This is a genomic window from Anaerostipes butyraticus (assembly GCF_016586355.1).
GTDB lineage: Bacteria > Bacillota > Clostridia > Lachnospirales > Lachnospiraceae > Anaerostipes > Anaerostipes butyraticus.
In genome coordinates this window covers 188,014-206,768 of sequence record NZ_BLYI01000006.1, presented here as the reverse complement: position 1 = coordinate 206,768, position 18,755 = coordinate 188,014, and the positions used below count along the sequence as shown (strand labels likewise).

Here is an 18,755-nt window from a genome sequence, read left to right as displayed (position 1 = left end):
ACCTTCTTTTGTGATACATCCTTTTTATTATGCGTCTATTCTCTTGGATCAAATCAGTATAATTTTGCGTCATTTGCTAAAGATTTCATTTCTTCTGCATTTTTCATCGATGTTTCTGTCCTCTCATTTCCACTGATCATTCTGGAAATTTCTTCCAGTGATTCTTTTTCGCTTAACTGCCGGATCTCTGTTGCTGTCTTATTTTGATCAGTCTTCTTTTCAATATAATAATGGCTGTCTGCCATTGCTGCAATCTGCGGCAGATGAGTGATTGCGATAACCTGATGCTTTCTGGAAATTACTGCCATTTTCTTTGCTACCCGGTTAGCGGTCTCTCCGCTGATTCCTGTGTCAATTTCATCAAAGATCAGCGTCTCCACTTTATCAACTTCTGCCAGGACAGATTTCATCGCCAGCATAATTCTGGAAAGTTCTCCTCCGGAGGCCACTTCCTGCACCGGCCGCAGCGGAAGCCCCGGATTGGTTGAGATCAGGAAACGGATTCGGTTGATTCCATCTGAAGTCATAGTCTCTTCTTCTGTTACCTGAACTTTGAAGGCAACAGACAGGAAATTGAGATCCTCCAATGCTTTTGTAATCTCCTTCTCCAGCATTTTTGCGATTTTTTTGCGTGCGGCAGAAAGACGGACCGCGGATTTATGATACTGTTCCCGGATTTTTTCTCTCTGCTGTTTCAGCTTCTGAATCTGCTCTTCTGCGTTTTGCAGTGCTTCCAGCCGTTTTGCCGATGTTTCTGCATACTGCACAACATCTTCAATCGTCCTTCCATACTTATCTTTCAGACTGTTGATCAGATTCAGCCGTTCTTCTGTTTCTGCAAATGTCTGAGGGTCAAATTCCATATCTTCTATATAATCTGCCATTTCCTGATGAAGACTCCCCAGAAGATCTTCAATCTGCAGCAGCTGTTCGTGGAACTGCTCTACTTTTTCATCCAGATGACTGACTTCCTGGATCTGCCGGATGCTTTCCGTCAGCTGATTGCCGATGGCGGTATCTTCTTCGTATCCGGTCAGTCGGCTGGCTGCTCCGCATGCTGCGGCAATTTCCCTGCTGTGGAGCATTTTCCGGTACTGCTGCTCCAGTTCCTCATCTTCCCCGGAAACCAGTTCTGCCGCTTCGATTTCATTGATCTCATGCTCCAGAAAACCGATTTCCCTCAGTCTCTTCTGGTCATCCATGGCCAGCTCTTCGATTTCCTGAGAAATCTTCGTATATTCCTGATAAGTTTTCTGACACTCTCTTAAGTTCTTACGATCAGATTCCTCCAGAAAATGATCCAGCATCGTCAGATGATTTTTCTCTTTCAGCAGGGTCTGGTTTTCCTGCTGACCATGGAGATCGAACAGACGATGGGATACTTCTCTCAGCGTCTGCAGCGTTACAGTGCTGTCGTTGATCTTATTGATGCTTCTTTTTTCATGGATTACCCGCTTGATAAATACCTGTCCTTCTTCCACCGTCAGATCAAAGGATTCGATTTCCCGGATCAGTTCCGGATCATCGATCCAGAACAGAAGCTCTATGACTGCCTCTTTTTCTCCTGGCCGGATCATATCTTTCGATACCTTTTTCCCCAAAGCACTTTCGATGGATCCGATCAGGATCGATTTTCCTGCTCCGGTCTCGCCGGTGAGAATATTTAGATGCTCGTGGAATGTGATCTCCACTTCATCAATCAAAGCTAAATTTTTTACATGTAAGTTTTGTAGCATATGTCTGTCACCGTTTATCTTTCTGCGTTTTTCATCATCTTTTCAATCTCTGTCATTACGGTTTTTCCAATATTTTTATCTTTCATAACACACATGATCGTGTCGTCTCCCGCAATGGTCCCTACCATTCCGTGAATCTCCATTGCGTCCAGAACCGCCGCTGAGGCCATCGCCATGCCGGAAACTGTCTTAATTACCAGCATATTTTCTGCAAGTTCCATGGAAACGATCGCTTCTGAAAGAATCCGTCTGTACTTTCGATTATCCTTATCCTGTCTGCTCAGCAGGCTGTAGGCCTGTTTTCCATCGGAAATGGGCACTTTGGTAAGCTCCAGCTCCCGAATGTCTCTGGATATGGTTGCCTGAGTTGTCTGAAATCCCATCTCATGAAGTCTTGACAGCAGCTCTTCCTGGGTCTCGATGGGATATTTCTGAATTAATTCGATAATTGCTTCCTGTCTATTTTTCTTCATAGTTTCCCCCAACTTTCACTCTTAAAGTCTCATAAAAACTATCGCCGTTTACTTTGATGATTCTGGCTGACTTGCTGGAATTTCCAATCTTTAATACATCTCCCGGATTCAGTTTCTGCGCCACCTGTCCATCAAAAGTAACGTATGCTTCTTCCAGCTGATTTTCCCTGACATTTTCCAGATAGATCTCGATCTCATCTTCTTCTGAAAGGACCATGCTTTTGGCATGAAGTGAATGAGGACAGATCGGTGTTACCAGAATGACCTTTGCTTTCGGATTCACGACCGGACCTCCGGCGGACAGATTATATCCGGTAGATCCCGTTGGTGTGGAAATAATCACGCCGTCTGCCGCAAAATCATCCAGAAACTTCCCATTTACCATGATCCGCATGGTAATGATTCTGGAAAAGCCGCTTCTTGTGATCACAATATCATTTAAAGCCAGAAGATGATATGTTGGTCTGGCTTCATGAAACACAGTTCCTTCCAGCATGGATCTTTCCTCAATGATAAACTGATCCTTAAGCAGGCAGTCAAGCCCTTCAAACAATTTCGGAACTTCAATTTCTGTTAAAAATCCCAGCGTTCCGAGATTCACCCCTACAATTGGAAGATCATGGGACGCAAGCAGCCTTGCTGCATGAAGCATAGTGCCGTCGCCTCCCAGAACGATCACGCACTCTGTCAGGTCTGTGATACAATTGATGTTTTCCTGGATATCTCTTGTAAAATCACACATCCGGTAGCTGGTGCCTCCGGATTTTTCAATGTATTCCTGGATGTGCTTCGAGATCCGAAGTCCAGGATCCTTCTTTTCGTTCGTCAATATTAGAAAATTTTTCATAATGTTCCTTCTTTATGCCAAATCCTGATGGGAATCCTCTACGACTTTCGGAATCTCTTTTTCCAGATCGTGTCCGTTTTCCATTGTCGGTGTTTTCTTCATATGGAGCAGATACTCAATGTTTCCTTCCGGTCCTTTGATCGGGGAATAATCAAGATGCAGCAGTTCAAATCCATTGGAGGCCGCAAAACTGCAGATCTTTTCAATGACTTCTTCATGGACTTTTTTGTCTCTTACGACGCCTTTTTTCCCTACTTTTTCTCTTCCTGCTTCAAACTGAGGCTTGATCAGTGCCACGACTTCTCCGCCTTCTTCCAAGACCCGGTAAACCGCCGGCAGGATTTTGGTAAGAGAGATAAAAGAAACGTCAATAGAAACAAACTGTGCCGGTTCTTCAATATCGTCTTCCGTTACATAGCGCATATTGGTCCGTTCCATACAGACAACTCTTTCGTCATTTCTTAATTTCCAGTCCAGCTGTCCGTGTCCCACATCGACTGAGTAAACTTTTACAGCGCCGTTCTGCAGCATACAGTCCGTAAAACCGCCGGTGGAGGCGCCTACATCCATGCAGACCTTCCCATTCAGTGATATATCAAAATTTTTCATGGCCTTTTCCAGTTTCAGACCGCCTCTGCTTACATATTTTAATGTTTTTCCTTTGATTATGATTTCTTTTGTTTCATCAAAAGCAGAACCGGCCTTATCTTCTCTCTGGCCGTCCACAAAGACAACACCTGACATAATGATTGCCTTTGCTTTTTCCCTGGATGCCGCCAGCCCTTTTTCTACAAGTAATACATCTAATCTTTTCTTCATATTTCATTCTCCAGCCACTGCTTCATACGAGCAGCAATATTTTCTCCGTCTATCTTCAGCATCTTTCGCAGCTCTGAAATGGAGCCATGCTCCACAAACTGATCTTCGATGCCAATATTATGAATTCTTCCTTTATATCCTTTCTGCATCAGATACTGCATGACCATAGATCCGTATCCGCCGTTTAGAATTCCTTCTTCCAGCGTTACGATCAGAGAATATTCTTCTCCCAGCTGATCCAGCAGTTCTGTATCCATTGGTTTGATAAATCTTGGATTCACCAGACCAATCCGATATCCCTGTTCTTCCAGGATCTCCGCTGCCTTGACAGCCTCAGGAAGCATGTTTCCGACACTTAGGATCACGGCGTCTTTTCCTTCCTTTAAGACCTGCCCTTTCCCCCATACAATCTTCTCCACCTGGTCTTCATACAGCGTCTCTGCAGCTCCTCTGGAATATTTAACTGCCGTTGGACATTTGGGATCCTTCAGAACATAAAGAAGCATCTCCCGTAATTCTTTTCCATTGACCGGCGCAAGAACTGCCATATTGGGAATCATGGACAGATACGGGATATCAAAAATTCCCTGATGGGTCTCTCCATCCGCGCCGACCAGCCCGGAACGGTCCAGGGCAAACAGCACCGGATAACTGCCGATTGCCGTGTCATGAAGGATCTGATCAAATCCCCTCTGCAAAAAGGTAGAATACACCGCAAACACCGGCTTCAGTCCTCTGGACGCCATGCCTGCGCAAAATGTGACTGCGTGTTCTTCCTCAATTCCCACATCATAAAAGCGGTCCGGAAATACTTCTCCGAATTTCTGCAGTCCGGTTCCATCCGGCATAGCCGCTGTTACCGCCGTAATCTTTGGGTCTTCTTCTGCCGCTTCTGCCAGAGTCTTGGCAAAAATATCTGTATAAGTCGGCCCGGAAGATTTCGTTTTGCTCTCACCGGTCTTTACAACAAATGGATTGACTCCATGAAATTTCGCCGGATTTTTCTCTGCAGGCAGATATCCCTTCCCTTTTTTCGTTACTACATGGATAATGATCGGCTCATCCAGCTGCTTTGCCCGCTGAAAAATTTCCAGCATCTGCGGAATGTTATGACCATCAATCGGCCCTACATAGGTAATTCCCATATCTTCAAACATCATGCCTGGTATAAACAGCTGCTTGATGGAATCTTTGGACTTTTTCAAAACCCGGATCAGCCGTTCTCCAACTCCCGGAATCTTCGATAAAGACTGCTCTACATTTCCTTTAAACTCCACATATCCTTTCTGAGTCCGTGCCTTATTTAAATATGCGGACATTCCTCCTACGTTCTCCGCGATGGACATCTTATTATCGTTGAGGATGATAATAAGATTCTTCTTTTCTGCCCTCAGACGGGCCATGTTGTTAAGAGCTTCATAAGCCATTCCTCCAGACAGGGCGCCGTCTCCGATCACTGCCACGATCGTCTCGTCTGTGTGATTGATATCTCTTGCTGCCGCAAATCCCAAAGCCGCAGAAAGCGACATGGAGCTGTGGCCGCTGTGGAACGCATCACAGGGACTTTCTTTTCTTTTTGGAAAACCGCTCATGCCATGGAACTGCCGCAGGGTCTTAAATCCTGCCTTTCTTCCGGTCAGTATCTTATGGACATAGGACTGATGCCCTACGTCAAATATCAATTGGTCTTTTGGAAAATCCAGTACAAGATGAAGCGCCATCGTAAGTTCTACGATTCCGAGATTGGACGCCAGATGCCCTCCTGTCCTGCTGATATGATATAAAAGAAAGCGGCGGATTTCTTTTGCCAGAAGTTTGTAATCTTCCGGCCGGATCTTTTTAATGTCGTTAGGATGATTGATTTTTTCTAACATGCTGATTCCTCCTGAAACCCGGATTCTTTCGGGTTGATTTATTTTGTCCTGCTGATCAGATATTCTGTCAGTCTTGTAAGATAGCCATTTTCCTGGTCATAGTCTTTCAGGATATCGATAGCTTTCATTGAAATTTCCCGGACATCTTCTTTGGACTGCTCCAGCCCTTTGAGAGTTACATATGTTGCTTTATGATTCCTCTCATCACTGCCGACCGGCTTGCCGATCTCTTCTTCATCTCCCACCAGATCCAGGATATCATCCTGAATCTGGAATGCCAGCCCGATGGCTTCTCCGCACTGTTCCATCCGTTTGACCTCATCTTCATCTGCACCGGCAAGCACGGCTCCGATCATCATACATGCCTCGATCAGCGCAGAGGTCTTATTCTTATGAATAAAAAGAATCTGCTCCATCGTAAGCGGTGTTCCTTCTAACTCCACATCGGCTGTCTGGCCTCCGATCATCCCATAAATCCCCGGTTTTGACGCAAGAATCTTCATGGCCTGGATCACTCGTTCTGTTTCCTGTCCCTTAGCCATGTCAAAGGCCTTGGAAGCTGTCTCGTAAGCATAATTAAGAAGAGCATCTCCTGCCAGAATTGCCATATCTTCCCCGTAAACAATATGACAGGTCTTCTTTCCTCTCCTGTAATCATCATTATCCAGCGCCGGCAGATCATCATGAATCAGTGAATACGTATGGATCATCTCAATCGCCGCCATAAAAGGCTCGATCACTTCTCCTTCTCCTCCAAACATATGATACGTCTCTTCCATCAGCATCGGACGCAGACGCTTTCCCCCTGATTTTACTGTGGTATTCATCGCCGTAAGAACTGTTTTCTGCAGTCCTTCCGGCCGGGGCAGATACCAGTCAAGGACTGCCTCAATATGGCCGATCCGTTCTTTCATCTCATCTTTAAACTTCATTTTCTTCCCCATTCTCATTTAAAATTATCAATTCTTTTTCTACCTGATCCAGAGAATCTTTGCACTCTTTTACTACACTGACACCTTCAGAATACAGTTTCACCGCATCTGACAGCTTTACATCCTCGCTCCCCAGTTTTTTTAAAATATCGTCCAGCTGTTCAAAGCCCTGATCGATACTAAATTCTTTCTTCGCCATATCTGTACTCCTTGTTTTTTGTGTATATTATATCATAGAAAAAGACAGATACAAACTTTTTTCCTTGTAATCTGTCTCTGGCTTTTTTATGAAATTTTACCGGTCTTCCTCTTCTACCTGTCTGTCATCCATAAAATCTATGGCATTTTTCAGGTATTCAATATTCTTCTCCCTGTCCATATTATAAATACATCCAAAGAGAACATCCATCATATACTGCATGGAAATATAAGATGAAAACTGGGAAATCCTGTCTCTTAAATTCTCTCTGCCGCTGATATACAGGGCATGGGTGATATACTGGGGATACAGATTGCTTCCATATCTTCCAATCAGCACGACCGGTATTTTCTTCTGATACAGCGCTTTGAGAATCGGCGGAATATAAGTCGCTTTTCCGGAATATGACAGCACGATCGCGCCATGGCTCTGATCTGCAGCCAGAGCAGCTGACCGCTGTTTGTAAAAAGATTTCGGGCAGTTGACCGTTCTTCCAATGGTCAGCATCTTATCCTGAAAATTTTCTGCCGCATTCAGATTATGGGCATGAGTATAAATATCGATCACACTGGCATGATGCAGCATCCTTGCGGCACGCTGAAGTTCCATGGCATCAATGCAGCGGTTCGTATCACGCACTGCCGTCTCATAAAGTTTTAACAGCTTGTCAGCAATCACCTGCGGTCCATCTTCCCGGTTAAAAGGATAATTCACATCGATCATTTCAATGTTTTCCTTTTTTTCTGTCAGCTCCTTTGCCAGAAGCACTTTAAGGTCATTAAATCCCTTCAGTCCGATTTTCCTGCAGAAACGATATACTGCTGATTTTGATACATGGATTTCATCTGCGAGCTCTATAATCGAAGCATTTTCCGCTGTCATGGGATTTCTCAGAATAAAACTCCCAATCTCAGCTTCCAGAGGCGTCAGCCCTTCTGCCATGCGGATTCTATGTTCCAGATCCATAGTTTCATCCCTTTCTTTTTCTTTATCATAACAAATTACAAATTTCCTCACAAGCTGTCTGCTGCAGGAAAACAGACATCTGCTCACAGCAAATGCCTGTTTTCTGATGATCTAGTATTCTGCTATTGTCGTTATCCCTTTTTCTGCTTTCATTCCTGTCTGATAAGCAATGTCCGGAAGTCCGCCTTCCTCTAAGACAACAACCATAACATCCGTAAGATATCCTGCTTTTTCTACTTTATCGAGATCCATGGTAATCAGACGGTCTCCTGCTTTTACCTTCTGTCCTGTGGAAACCCACTTCCGGAATCCATCTCCGTCCATTTTTACCGTATCGATTCCAATGTGGATCAGGATATTGATTCCATCCTCTGTCTGGATTCCAACAGCATGGAGCGATGGTTCGATTATTGTTGTAATGATACCGTCAGCCGGTGATACAATGGTTCCATCCTCCGGCTCGATCACAATGCCGTTTCCCATGGCGCAGGAGGCAAAGGCTTCATCTCTGGCTTCTTCCATCGGTTTCACATTTCCATCAGCCGGAGCCACCATTTTCCCATGACCGTGTACCTCTGCCGTCTCTTTTTTCTCAGGTTCTGCGCCGGATTCTTCGATCTCTTCAAATTCGATTCCTCTTTGCGCGCAGTCCTGAACATACTCTTCAAAATTGCTCTTAATGATGGAAACCTGTGGTCCGTAAATGATCTGGATTCCATTTCCTTTCCGAATGATTCCTTTGGATCCGGACCGGGTCAGAAATTCATCTTCTACTTTTGTCTCATCTTCCACTGTTACCCTAAGTCTCGTAGCACAGCAGTCAATGTCTGTCAGATTGGAGACGCCTCCCAGTCCCCTCAGAATCAGTGGAGATACAAAATCTTCTTTTCCTTTTCCCTTTTTCTTCTGATAATCTGCCTTGGTATACAGTTTAATATCTTCTGCGTTATCTTCCCTTCCAGGAGTCGGCAGATCAAATTTTTCAATGATAAATTTGAAAACAAAGAAGTACAAGAACGCATATACCACAAATACCGGAAGGATCATCATCCAGTTTGTTTTTTCCTGTCCCTGCAGGATTCCATATAATGTAAAATCAATAAGACCGCAGGAGAATGTGGTTCCGATACAGATTTTCAGAAGATGCATCAAAAGGAAGGACAATCCTGCAAACCCGCAGTGAAGGATAAATAATCCCGGGGCAATAAATAAAAAGGTAAATTCAATCGGCTCTGTAATACCTGTTAAGAATGATGTTAATCCGGCAGAGAAAAGCAGTCCTCCCACTACTTTTCTGTTTTCCGGTTTCGCGCATCGATACATGGCGTAAGCGGCTGCCGGAAGTCCGGCCATCATAAAGGAATATTTTCCTGACATAAAGCGGCATGCTTCTACACTGAATTTTACCGTATCCGGAGATGCCAGCTGAGCGAAAAAGATATTCTGGGCGCCCGATACTGTAACGCCATCAATTACCGCGGTACCTCCAAGAGCGGTCTGCCAGAACGGCAGATAAAATACATGGTGAAGACCAAACGGGATCAGAGCCCTCTCTAAAAATCCGAAAATGAAGGTTCCGAAATATCCTGATTTTAAAACAAGATCTCCCAGCGCGAAAATTCCATTCTGGATGGTCGGCCATATGAAGAAACAGATGATTCCGACTCCGATGTGAGCGATTACACTGATGATCGGCACAAATCTGACTCCGGAGAAGAAAGATAAAGCTGCCGGAAGTTCCTGTTTGTAAAACCGGTTATGCAGCGCTGCTGTCACAAGACCGACAACAACACCGGCAAATACGCCCATCTGAAGGGAATCAATTCCGCAGACATTGGTAATGGAACCTTCCAGAACATCCGGGGCATAACTTCCATCCGGCAGGATGCTTCCTGTCAGTTTTAACATCGCGTTGATCGTGGAATTCATAACGAAGAATGATATGCCAGCAGATAATACTGCCACAGCTTTCTCATTTTTTGCCATTCCCAGCGCCACTGCCAAAGCAAAGATCAGCGGAAGATTTCCAAAAATCGTATTTCCTACCTGTGACATAATGGTCAGCAGACCGTTTAATATGGTTCCTTCTCCCAGGATTCCCTGCAGATGATATGCCGCAATCGTTTTTTCATTGGTAAACGATGACCCTAATCCCAGAAGCAATCCTGCGATCGGCAGTACGGAAACCGGCAGGAAGAAGGATTTTCCAATCTGCTGAACGACTGCAAACACGGATCCTTTTTCTTTTTTATTGGCCATTTTCTTTCTCCTCCCTTGATACAAACTGATATATAACTGCTGCATGATATGTTTCTCCCGCTTCAAATACCGGCGCCTCAAACGTCTCTGTATTTATGCTGTTAGGAAAATACTGTGGCTCCATGCAAAATCCACTTCTCTTTTTGTAAACAATATCTCCTTTCCCTTTTACGTCCCTGATCGTATTTCCTGTATAAAACTGAAGTCCCGGCAGATCTGAATAAACTTCCATCAGAATTCCCTGCTGCCTGTGGAAAGCTTCTGCTGCCTTCCGGATGCCGCAGTGAGGGCTGCGGATCACAAAATTATGATCATATCCTTTTCCGAAGCGAATCTGATCATCTTCGCTTAAAATGTCTCTTCCAATGGTCCTGCGTTCCCGAAAATCCATTGGAGTTCCTTCTACTTTTCTGATTTCTCCGGTAGGAATGGTTTCTTCGTCCACCGGTGTAAATTGATCCGCCAGAATCCTTACTTCCGTATCTTCGACATTTCCGCTTTCATGTCCGCCAAGATTGAAATAATTATGATTCGTCAGGTTGATCAGTGTTTTTTTACTGCTTACTGCTTCATAAGAAAGAATCAGTCCATTGGCTTCTGTTACCGTATAGATCACAGAAACCTTCAGTTCTCCCGGAAATCCCTGTTCCCCATCCGGACTGATATATGAAAATCTGACTGCGTTTTCATCAATTACTTCTGCGTCCCACAATACTTTATGAAATCCGTGTTCTTTATCACTGTGGATATTGTGTTTTCCTCTGTTTTTTGCCAGATGGTATTTTATGCCGTCTATCTGAAATTCCGCATTGGAAATCCGGTTTACATTTCTTCCTACCGTAGCGCCAAACATGCCGTTGTTTTCCAGATAATCTTCCAGGTGATCAAATCCCAGCGCCACATCCGTCTTTTCACCACGGCAGTTTCTGACAAGAATCGACTGGATGTTCACTCCAAAATCAGTGACACAGACTTCAAATCCCCGATGATTTTTCAGATGGTAAAGACTGGCGGTTCTTCCATCCGGAAGCTCTCCAAATTTCTCTATTTTGACACTCATTTTTCTTTACCTTCCATGTTTCATCAAATCTTCTACTGCAGGGTCTTCTGTATGAACACCAGCTGCTTTCAGCTCCTGTATTTTTTCTGAGAACTGCGGCAGATATTTTTCATGCGCCACTAACAGCTCGTCTAACACCCTTTGTGTATCTTTGTTGTTTTCCACCAGAGGATTCAAAACAAATGCTTCCAGAGCCATGCCGTAATCTCCGGTCAGAGCTGCCTGAATCGTACATTCTTCCATTGCTTTCATCATCTGAAGCCATCCTTTTTCTGCCGGCGGAAGTTTTCCAAAAGCCATCGGCTGTGCTCCTGCAGCGGATATGATGGATGATACCTCAACAATGGAGTCATCATCCAGACAGGAAATCGCGCCATTGTTCTGTGTACTTACTACCATATGGATCTTCTGATTTGCGTAAATTGCCCGGATGCATTCGCAGGCTGCGTCACTGTAATAGGCTCCTCCTCTTTTTGACAGCTGTTCCGGCTTCGTATGCAGCTCTGTATTTTTATAAAGCTCAAATAATTCTTTTTCGGTCTGCTTCATCTGTTCCGCTCTGGTTCCGCCTTCCCTGAATTCTTCCAGGGCATGATCCAGCATCGTCTGTTTTACATAATAATATCTGTGATATCCGCAAGGAAGCAGATTCATGCTTCTAAGCAGTTCCATCGGAAACTCTGCCTGATAAATATTAGCCGGTGTACCGCCATTCTTTTCATTGATATGTTCGATCAATTCCGGCGTCAGATCTTTTCCATTTTCGTCAAACACTTTGTGCCAGTGGAAATGATTGATCCCCGCGAAACGGTAATTTAAGTCTTTTGGATCTTTTCCTGCAAGTTTTGGCTCTGCCATCATTGCAATCGTCGGAACGTTGCATAATCCAATGGTCTTTTTCCATCCGAAATGTTTGATGGCCGCTTCGGTTACCATACCGCTTGGATTTGTAAAATTGATCAGCCATGCGTCCGGACACAGTTCCCTCATGTCGCGGATGATTTCTCCTATGACAGGAATCGTTCGAAAGGCCTTCAGCATTCCGCCGGCACCATTGGTTTCCTGTCCGAGCATTCCGTAAAGAGAAGGAATTCTTTCATCCTTGATTCTTGCATCCAGCAGTCCCACGCGAAACTGTGTTGTAACAAAATCCGCGTCCTTCAGTGCTTCTCTTCGATCCAGTGTCGTGTACACTTTCACATCATATGGGGAAGCATCCCACATTCTCTGTGCAAGTCCTCCGACAATCTCTACTTTTTCTTTTCCATCTTCAATATCCACAAGCCAGATTTCCCGGATTGGAAGATCTTCATAACGTTTGATAAATCCTTCCATTAATTCTGGTGTGTAGCTGCTTCCGCCGCCGATGGTCACGATTTTGACTGCTTCTTTCATCTTATTCTCCTCCTTGTTTTTCTCCTTGTTTTCTTAACTGAGTCCATCATAATCCGCCCGGCTTTTTGTCTCAATACAGCCGAAACAGTCAGACTCTTTTTCCCAGAAAAACTTGTTTTGGCCTGTTTTTCCTGAAATTTTTTGAAAAAAAATAACACCTCTGCAGGTTTCCCCGCAAAGGTGTCTCTGTTTTTTCAACAATCATTCTTTCATTTCTTTTTCAATCCACCGCATTATAACGCTGACCAGATATTCTTTCTGGCGGAATGTGAGTTCTCTTCCCTGAGAAATCTTATGCCATTTCCTGATACATCCCCTGCAGCAGGTGGCAGTCGCATGCTGGGCAAGAAAAACCGGATGTCCTTTCATCGGCGTCTGCTTTCCATCATTGGGAATCACTGCCGGCGCCAGCCGCTTTTCAACAAAATCCCAGGCATGGGAGCGAATCTGATTCATTCCCTTTTCCCTGACATATTTCCTGTCTTTTTCACCCAAATGAAAACGGCTGCGGAATTTTGATCTGCCAAGCCGTTCAAACAGCTGCTCCATCCATTCCTCTTCCGTCATCTTCTCATCTCCTGTTACTGCAAATGTTCCAGATTAATTTCGTTCTTTTGTTTAATCTCATCCAGTTTCCATCGCTCATCTTCATAGACAAACTTCCAGTATTCATAAAAAGCCACGGCTCTTTCATTGCCTTCCAGAAATTCTCCTGTTGACTTTCTGATACGATAATCTTTCATCTTTCCATGGATCACATACCAGACGTGATCTCCTTCGGTTCCTTCAGGATTCTTTGCCTTCACCGGTCTTGCGCTCAACAGCCGGACATCTTCCTGCACTTCTTCCTCATCCCGCATTTCCATCCAGGCAAGCTTCGTTCTCCAGTTTTCCCGGAGCTCCCGGCTTAAATAATCCTTTGCATAATCTACATCCTGTCTCCTCCAGCATTCCTGGATCTCAAAATAAGCCTGGCGCACATAACCCTGCATTTCTTTGTAGTTCCAGTTGCCGTCTGTTTTTTCAAACGCCCGGATCTGCTTTTTACTGGCCCAGCCTGCTTTTCTTACTTTCCAGGCAAAAGCAATGCTTCCTCCGCATACCATAAAAACAATGATCCCATTATTGATCAGAGCGCCGATCGGACTGCTTCTTCTGGATCTGCCATAGGACCGGCTGCTGCTGTGGGAGCCTCCGCTTCCGCCGGAACCGCCGCCGCTTCCACTTCCTCCGCCTCCTGCCCTCGCCAGACAGGTTACCTGCAGAGTCATACAGAGTATGATTCCAAAGGCGGCCATCAGAATCAGTTTTTTTATCTTTCGTCCTGTCATTCTTCTGTTTGATGCGGTTTCACTTCTTCCACTCTGGTTTCTAATGTACCATCCGAAATGATAACCGATATCTTGTCCCCCTTCTTTACGCTTCTGGAAGACCCCAGCGGTTCACCATTTTCACACTCCAGATATCCAAATCCATTTACCAGTTTTGCTGTTGGTGACAATCCATGCAGCCTTCCCGTATAGAGTTCCAGCCGGTGCCGGTACTCTGTCATAAGATTCTTCATGCGGAGAGAAAGCCTGTCCTCCAGTTCAGCCAGCCGCATTTTCTGTTCCTGAAGCTGAAATTTCGGATCAAATTTCCCAATTTCCAGCTGATACTGCTTTAATTTCAGCTGATATCTCCTTAAAACCTGTCTCAAATACGTATTTAGAGTCTGAGCACGGCTGCGGATTCCTTCCAGCACTTCCCGGATATCGGGAACCGCCAGTTCACATGCCGCAGTTGGCGTTGCGGCACGAAGATCTGCCGCATAATCTGCAATGGTTGTATCGACTTCATGGCCGGTGCCGGATATGATCGGAGTCTCTGCGGCAGCAATGGCTCTTGCCACGATTTCTTCATTAAATGCCCACAGATCTTCGATGGAGCCGCCGCCCCTTCCGATGATAATGATGTCAACTCCATACCGGTCCAGTGTCTCTATTCCTTTAACGATCGCTGCGGCTGCTCCTTCCCCCTGAACCTTGGCCGGATACAGAATCAGCTGAACAAACGGATTCCTCCGTTTTGCGGTGCTTATGATATCATGGATCGCCGCGCCGGTCTTTGCCGTCACAATCCCGATCTTCTTTGGATCTTTGGGAATCGGCTTTTTCTTTTCATGGTCAAAGAGTCCTTCTTCATACAGTTTCTGCTTTAACTGTTCATATGCGATATAAAGTTCTCCAATCCCATCCAGACGGATTTCATCTGCGTACAGCTGATAACTTCCGCTCCGCTCATAAACGCTGATATTGCCGCTTACGATTACCTCCTGTCCGTCTTCCATATCAAACTTAAGTCCCTGGTACCGGGCATTTGCAAACATCACACAGGAAATCTGACTTCCCTCATCCTTCAGGGAAAAATAAATATGCCCGGAAGAATGATATTTACAGTTGGATACCTGGCCTTTGATGGAAATCCGCCTCAGGGCGTAATCACTCTGAAACATCCTCTTAATATAGGAATTGATCTGCGTTACAGAAAAAACCTTATTCTTCATCCTGTTCCTGTCCAATCTTTGCCAAAATTCCATTAATAAAGCCGGCCGCTTTTTCATTGCAGTATTTCTTTGACAATTCTACTGCCTCATTGATCGCTACTTTCCTTGGAACTTCCGGATCCATTAAAATCTCATAGATGGCAAGACGGAGAATGGAAAGCTCGGCTTTTCCGATCCTTGCCAGATTCCATGCTTTGGCATGATCAGAGATTTCTTTGTCCAGTTCGTCCAGATGGGCGATCAGATCTGTTACTTTTCCCGCAATTTCTTCCTGCTGTTTCTTTCGGATATAGCCATTCTCCTGAAAATACAGGCTGACCTGTTCCTCAAATTCTTCTCTTTCACAAAATTCCACCGAGAATAGAATCTTAAAAATATGCTCTCTTACTTCACTTCTTTTCATTTGATTTCCTTTCTACGATACAAAGACGGAACTGATACAGTCCCGTCTGAAAATACTGTCTTTATCATACTGCAGGGCCGGACGCTCTACTCGTCATCCACTGCCACTCCGGCAACCCGGACATTGACCTCTTTTACCTTCAGCCCGGTCATGTTTTCGATCGCGGTTTTTACCCGATCCTGGACCTTGGAAGATATCTCCGGAACACTGACTCCATATTCAAGCTCGATTGCCAGATCAACAATGATCGCGTCTTTTTCAATCTTGACCCTGACTCCTTTTGACAGCTTCTTCATCCCCAGCTTGCTGACAAGTTCATTGGTAATATTCCCGTACATTCTTGCCACGCCGCTGACTTCTGTCGCTGCCAGTGCTGCAATGATCGCGATCACATCATCCGCTATCTTCACATCGCCGTGAATTCCTTTTTCCTTTATCTTATAGCTGTTCTTATTTTCCATAAAAAGCCTCCTGTATCTCCGCACTCTTCCTATGCTATTATATCAAATCGAAAAGTGCTTTTCTACTATTATTTACTGCCGGAAAAATATTAATCTTCTGTTTTTATCGATGTGATGACAATTTTGTCTAACTGACAGCCTGTTTTTCTCACAATGATATCTTCAATCTGGCTTCGTTCCACTTTTGACAGATCTTTTTTATTTACCAGGACATCCACATTTCCGTTGCTGATCGTGACAATGGAATTTAAAAACCCTTTTGCGCCCAGAAGATTTTCAGAAGCCGTTTCCATTTCCATCTGCTCTGCCAGGGTTGAAAGTTTATCAACAGCATCCTGTTTGACACTGTCTTTGACAGAATCATCGCTGATAATTTCTTCCAAAGTATCCTTTGCTTTGCTGTGGGTTTGTTCTCTTTCTAATTTTGCCTTTGCAACATAGCTGCTGACCTGCGCGTTGGTAAGGACCGCCTCTCCAACGTCTGTAATATCATCCGTTACTTCTCCTGCGGTTTCCTTTGCCGTATTAGATACTGTCTTTGTCTTGCTGCCGGATGCCGAATCGAATTTTCCACTGTAATTTACGTACCCTGCGACTGCAATTATGATTGCCAGGGTCGTAATGATCATTTGATTTTTTCTAAACAATTTCTTCATTTAGGAATCCTCCATTTTTAAGACTTTGACTTTGTAGGATGAAATATGAAACAAAACAGATACTGCATCAACAATATTCTGGTTAACGATATCATTTCCTCCTCCCTGGGCAACCACAACGACTCCTTCCACCTCCGGCTGCAGCTCCTTGATGACGTATGGAACTTTTTTCCCGTCTTCCTCAATCAGGACAGTTTCTTCATCTTCCTTCACACTCTTTTCTTCCTTTCCCGTACTTTCTTCATAAGGACTGTCTTTATTGACCACTGCTTCCGAAGAAGACTTGACTGTGATCATGACTTTGACCTTTCCGACCCCCTCGACCTGTTTTAATGCTTTTACCAGCCGCTCCTCCTGTTTTCTTACATAGTCATCCGTTGAATCCTCTTCGTCCTGTGTCTCTTTCGCTGCGTCTTCTTTTTGGCTCTTTTCCGGAGATGGAACGCTGAAAACCATCAGACAGATCCCAAGGGCGAGGATCAGGAGCAGCTTCCTGATTCCAATGGTTTCTATGATGTTTTGCAGTTTTTTCTTATCTATCATATTTCCTCTACTCACTTATATTTATATTAGCTTCTTTCACATTATAGAATCTGGAAACCAGGGTTTTTATTCTCCTCTCCTGACTCTTTCCATCATCTGCCGTTATGGTGATTTCCTGGATTTCTCCTTTCTCATCTACATCAGCCTTTATTTCCTGCGCTTTCATTCCATACTCTTCCAGAATCGACCTGACCCCTTTCTGAACCTGCTTTTCTCTGGCTTCCCTTGCATCATCTTCAAACGATATGGCATCCGTTTCCTGAGAAATCTGTGAAACCACATCTTGTATTTTTGTGTCTTTTCCCATCCATTCCATCACCGGACGTATGATCAGGATCAAGAGCATGAATCCTGCTACCAGACTGACATATGGCTTAAATTTCGTTCCTTCGACCAGCTGTCCGGCCACCGTTGACAAGATCAGGAAAAAAATAACTGCCCGTATCATTTCCAAGATTGCATCACCCCGCATAATAATTTACGTTTGTCGAAAAAGCAATCAGCGCAATAGACAGTATAAACAATACCGTCATCGTGATGATCATCTGCATCATGAGTTTTCCGCTTTTGATCACGGCGTCTATGGCACCGGTAATCCGCTTGTCAGAAACCGGCTGAAGCAGGATTCCGGCCGCTATGTAAGCCAGCACAACTGTCCCGATTTTTAACAGCGGCGGAAGAACCAGCACCAGAAGAATCAGGATTCCAGCTGCGCCGATGCTGTTTTTGATCACAACAGCTGAACCTATGACCGTTGTCATAACTGTATTTAACCCTCCTCCTATTCCGGGTATGGATGAAATTCCTTTTTCCAATGCCGTATTTTTCAGAGAATCCACTGCCGGCAGAATCATAGACTGGATCATTTGCACCCCAAGGACAAGAGACAAAAAACCTTTCATCAGCCATCCTGCGGCTTTTTCCAGTGTACTGCACAGCCTGGAAAAATGCTCTTCTTCCGAAATGTGGTTTACAATCTTTAGAACAAACAGAATTCGGATCATCGGCAGTATCAGATAATCCGTAAGAAGGGACATTCCATAAATGACCATCAGATAAAACTCATAAACCGCTGTAGAAGTGGTTACCCCCGAAGTTGATACCACTGCAATCGAATACGCCGTGATCATTCCCTTGATATAATCCATGATCAGCTGAATCAAATCCTGAGCGGTTTCATTCAGATAATAAAAAGAATCCGTCATAAGCGCGATAAAAACCATATAGGTCACATAAAATCCCGCACTTCCTGCATTCCCCTGGAGAAAAGCGTCAGACAGATTTTTAAAGACCGCCGCGATCACTGCGGCAATCATCATTTGTTTTAAGAATTCTTTCTGCAGGACAAACGAAGATACAAAGTTTCCAGTACATTTTTCCCACAGAGACTGCAAAGCTCCTTTGACATTTCCTGTCATCAGCAGTTTTACGATCTGTGCAAAGGAAAAATCTTCATCCTGCTCTTCCAGAACAGATTCCACCTGACTGAGCGAATCATAATCAAGTTCTTCTTCCGCGGCAGAAACCGGCTTCGGAAATGCCAGGATCATAAAGATCATAAAACATATACACCATTTTCTCATATTT

General features: G+C 44.4%; 20 protein-coding genes. All 20 read right to left on the bottom strand.

All coding sequences use genetic code 11. The annotated features are described in order from the left end of the window. Window positions 1–53 precede the first annotated feature (53 nt). On the bottom strand, window positions 54–1,736 hold the full coding sequence (gene recN, locus JMF81_RS01985) for a DNA repair protein RecN (protein ID WP_201309788.1): 1,683 nt from the start codon (window positions 1,734–1,736) through the stop codon (window positions 54–56). Between the two features lie 14 nt (window positions 1,737–1,750). After that, on the bottom strand, window positions 1,751–2,209 hold the full coding sequence (argR, locus tag JMF81_RS01980) for an arginine repressor (protein WP_201309787.1): 459 nt from the start codon (window positions 2,207–2,209) through the stop codon (window positions 1,751–1,753). Further along, window positions 2,196–3,056, bottom strand: a complete 861-nt coding sequence (locus JMF81_RS01975) for an NAD(+)/NADH kinase (RefSeq protein WP_201309786.1) — start codon at window positions 3,054–3,056, stop codon at window positions 2,196–2,198. Before JMF81_RS01975 ends, argR begins: the two co-directional genes overlap by 14 nt. 12 nt (window positions 3,057–3,068) lie before the next feature. Then, the gene (locus JMF81_RS01970; protein ID WP_201309785.1) at window positions 3,069–3,875 is read right to left on the bottom strand and encodes a TlyA family RNA methyltransferase; all 807 of its coding nucleotides are present in this window, start codon (window positions 3,873–3,875) and stop codon (window positions 3,069–3,071) included. Continuing rightward, entirely contained in the window at window positions 3,872–5,749 is a 1,878-nt protein-coding gene (gene dxs / locus JMF81_RS01965) for a 1-deoxy-D-xylulose-5-phosphate synthase (RefSeq protein ID WP_201309784.1), read from the bottom strand. Before dxs ends, JMF81_RS01970 begins: the two co-directional genes overlap by 4 nt. A gap of 38 nt (window positions 5,750–5,787) precedes the next feature. Next, window positions 5,788–6,681, bottom strand: a complete 894-nt coding sequence (locus tag JMF81_RS01960) for a polyprenyl synthetase family protein (protein ID WP_201309783.1) — start codon at window positions 6,679–6,681, stop codon at window positions 5,788–5,790. Next, complete coding sequence (xseB, locus tag JMF81_RS01955; RefSeq protein WP_201309782.1) at window positions 6,671–6,880, bottom strand: exodeoxyribonuclease VII small subunit; 210 nt, start codon at window positions 6,878–6,880, stop codon at window positions 6,671–6,673. Before xseB ends, JMF81_RS01960 begins: the two co-directional genes overlap by 11 nt. A gap of 96 nt (window positions 6,881–6,976) precedes the next feature. Next, complete coding sequence (locus JMF81_RS01950) at window positions 6,977–7,897, bottom strand: MurR/RpiR family transcriptional regulator (protein WP_243282513.1); 921 nt, start codon at window positions 7,895–7,897, stop codon at window positions 6,977–6,979. Between the two features lie 60 nt (window positions 7,898–7,957). Beyond that, window positions 7,958–10,105, bottom strand: coding sequence for a PTS transporter subunit IIABC (locus tag JMF81_RS01945; protein ID WP_201309781.1), 2,148 nt, complete (start codon window positions 10,103–10,105; stop codon window positions 7,958–7,960). Next, entirely contained in the window at window positions 10,095–11,165 is a 1,071-nt protein-coding gene (locus tag JMF81_RS01940; RefSeq protein ID WP_201309780.1) for an aldose epimerase family protein, read from the bottom strand. The genes JMF81_RS01945 and JMF81_RS01940 overlap by 11 nt, the downstream gene beginning before the upstream one ends. 6 nt (window positions 11,166–11,171) lie before the next feature. Continuing rightward, on the bottom strand, window positions 11,172–12,560 hold the full coding sequence (locus JMF81_RS01935; RefSeq protein WP_201309779.1) for a 6-phospho-beta-glucosidase: 1,389 nt from the start codon (window positions 12,558–12,560) through the stop codon (window positions 11,172–11,174). Window positions 12,561–12,761: 201 nt separating this feature from the next. Beyond that, window positions 12,762–13,127 carry a DUF4186 domain-containing protein gene (locus tag JMF81_RS01930; RefSeq protein ID WP_201309778.1) on the bottom strand — a complete coding sequence of 122 codons (366 nt, stop codon included), beginning with the start codon at window positions 13,125–13,127 and terminating at the stop codon, window positions 12,762–12,764. A gap of 14 nt (window positions 13,128–13,141) precedes the next feature. Next, the gene (locus JMF81_RS01925) at window positions 13,142–13,891 is read right to left on the bottom strand and encodes a Tim44 domain-containing protein (RefSeq protein WP_201309777.1); all 750 of its coding nucleotides are present in this window, start codon (window positions 13,889–13,891) and stop codon (window positions 13,142–13,144) included. Further along, window positions 13,888–15,105, bottom strand: a complete 1,218-nt coding sequence (gene xseA, locus JMF81_RS01920; RefSeq protein WP_201309776.1) for an exodeoxyribonuclease VII large subunit — start codon at window positions 15,103–15,105, stop codon at window positions 13,888–13,890. Before xseA ends, JMF81_RS01925 begins: the two co-directional genes overlap by 4 nt. Continuing rightward, window positions 15,095–15,508, bottom strand: a complete 414-nt coding sequence (gene nusB / locus JMF81_RS01915) for a transcription antitermination factor NusB (protein ID WP_201309775.1) — start codon at window positions 15,506–15,508, stop codon at window positions 15,095–15,097. Before nusB ends, xseA begins: the two co-directional genes overlap by 11 nt. An 86-nt stretch (window positions 15,509–15,594) precedes the next feature. Further along, complete coding sequence (locus JMF81_RS01910) at window positions 15,595–15,969, bottom strand: Asp23/Gls24 family envelope stress response protein (RefSeq protein ID WP_201309774.1); 375 nt, start codon at window positions 15,967–15,969, stop codon at window positions 15,595–15,597. Between the two features lie 89 nt (window positions 15,970–16,058). Further along, window positions 16,059–16,625, bottom strand: a complete 567-nt coding sequence (locus JMF81_RS01905) for a SpoIIIAH-like family protein (RefSeq protein WP_201309773.1) — start codon at window positions 16,623–16,625, stop codon at window positions 16,059–16,061. Beyond that, window positions 16,626–17,168 carry a stage III sporulation protein AG gene (locus JMF81_RS01900; protein ID WP_201309772.1) on the bottom strand — a complete coding sequence of 181 codons (543 nt, stop codon included), beginning with the start codon at window positions 17,166–17,168 and terminating at the stop codon, window positions 16,626–16,628. A 7-nt stretch (window positions 17,169–17,175) separates the two neighbouring features. Further along, entirely contained in the window at window positions 17,176–17,616 is a 441-nt protein-coding gene (locus JMF81_RS01895; protein ID WP_243282516.1) for a stage III sporulation protein AF, read from the bottom strand. Between the two features lie 13 nt (window positions 17,617–17,629). Next, window positions 17,630–18,751 carry a stage III sporulation protein AE gene (locus JMF81_RS01890; protein ID WP_201309770.1) on the bottom strand — a complete coding sequence of 374 codons (1,122 nt, stop codon included), beginning with the start codon at window positions 18,749–18,751 and terminating at the stop codon, window positions 17,630–17,632. Window positions 18,752–18,755 lie beyond the last annotated feature (4 nt).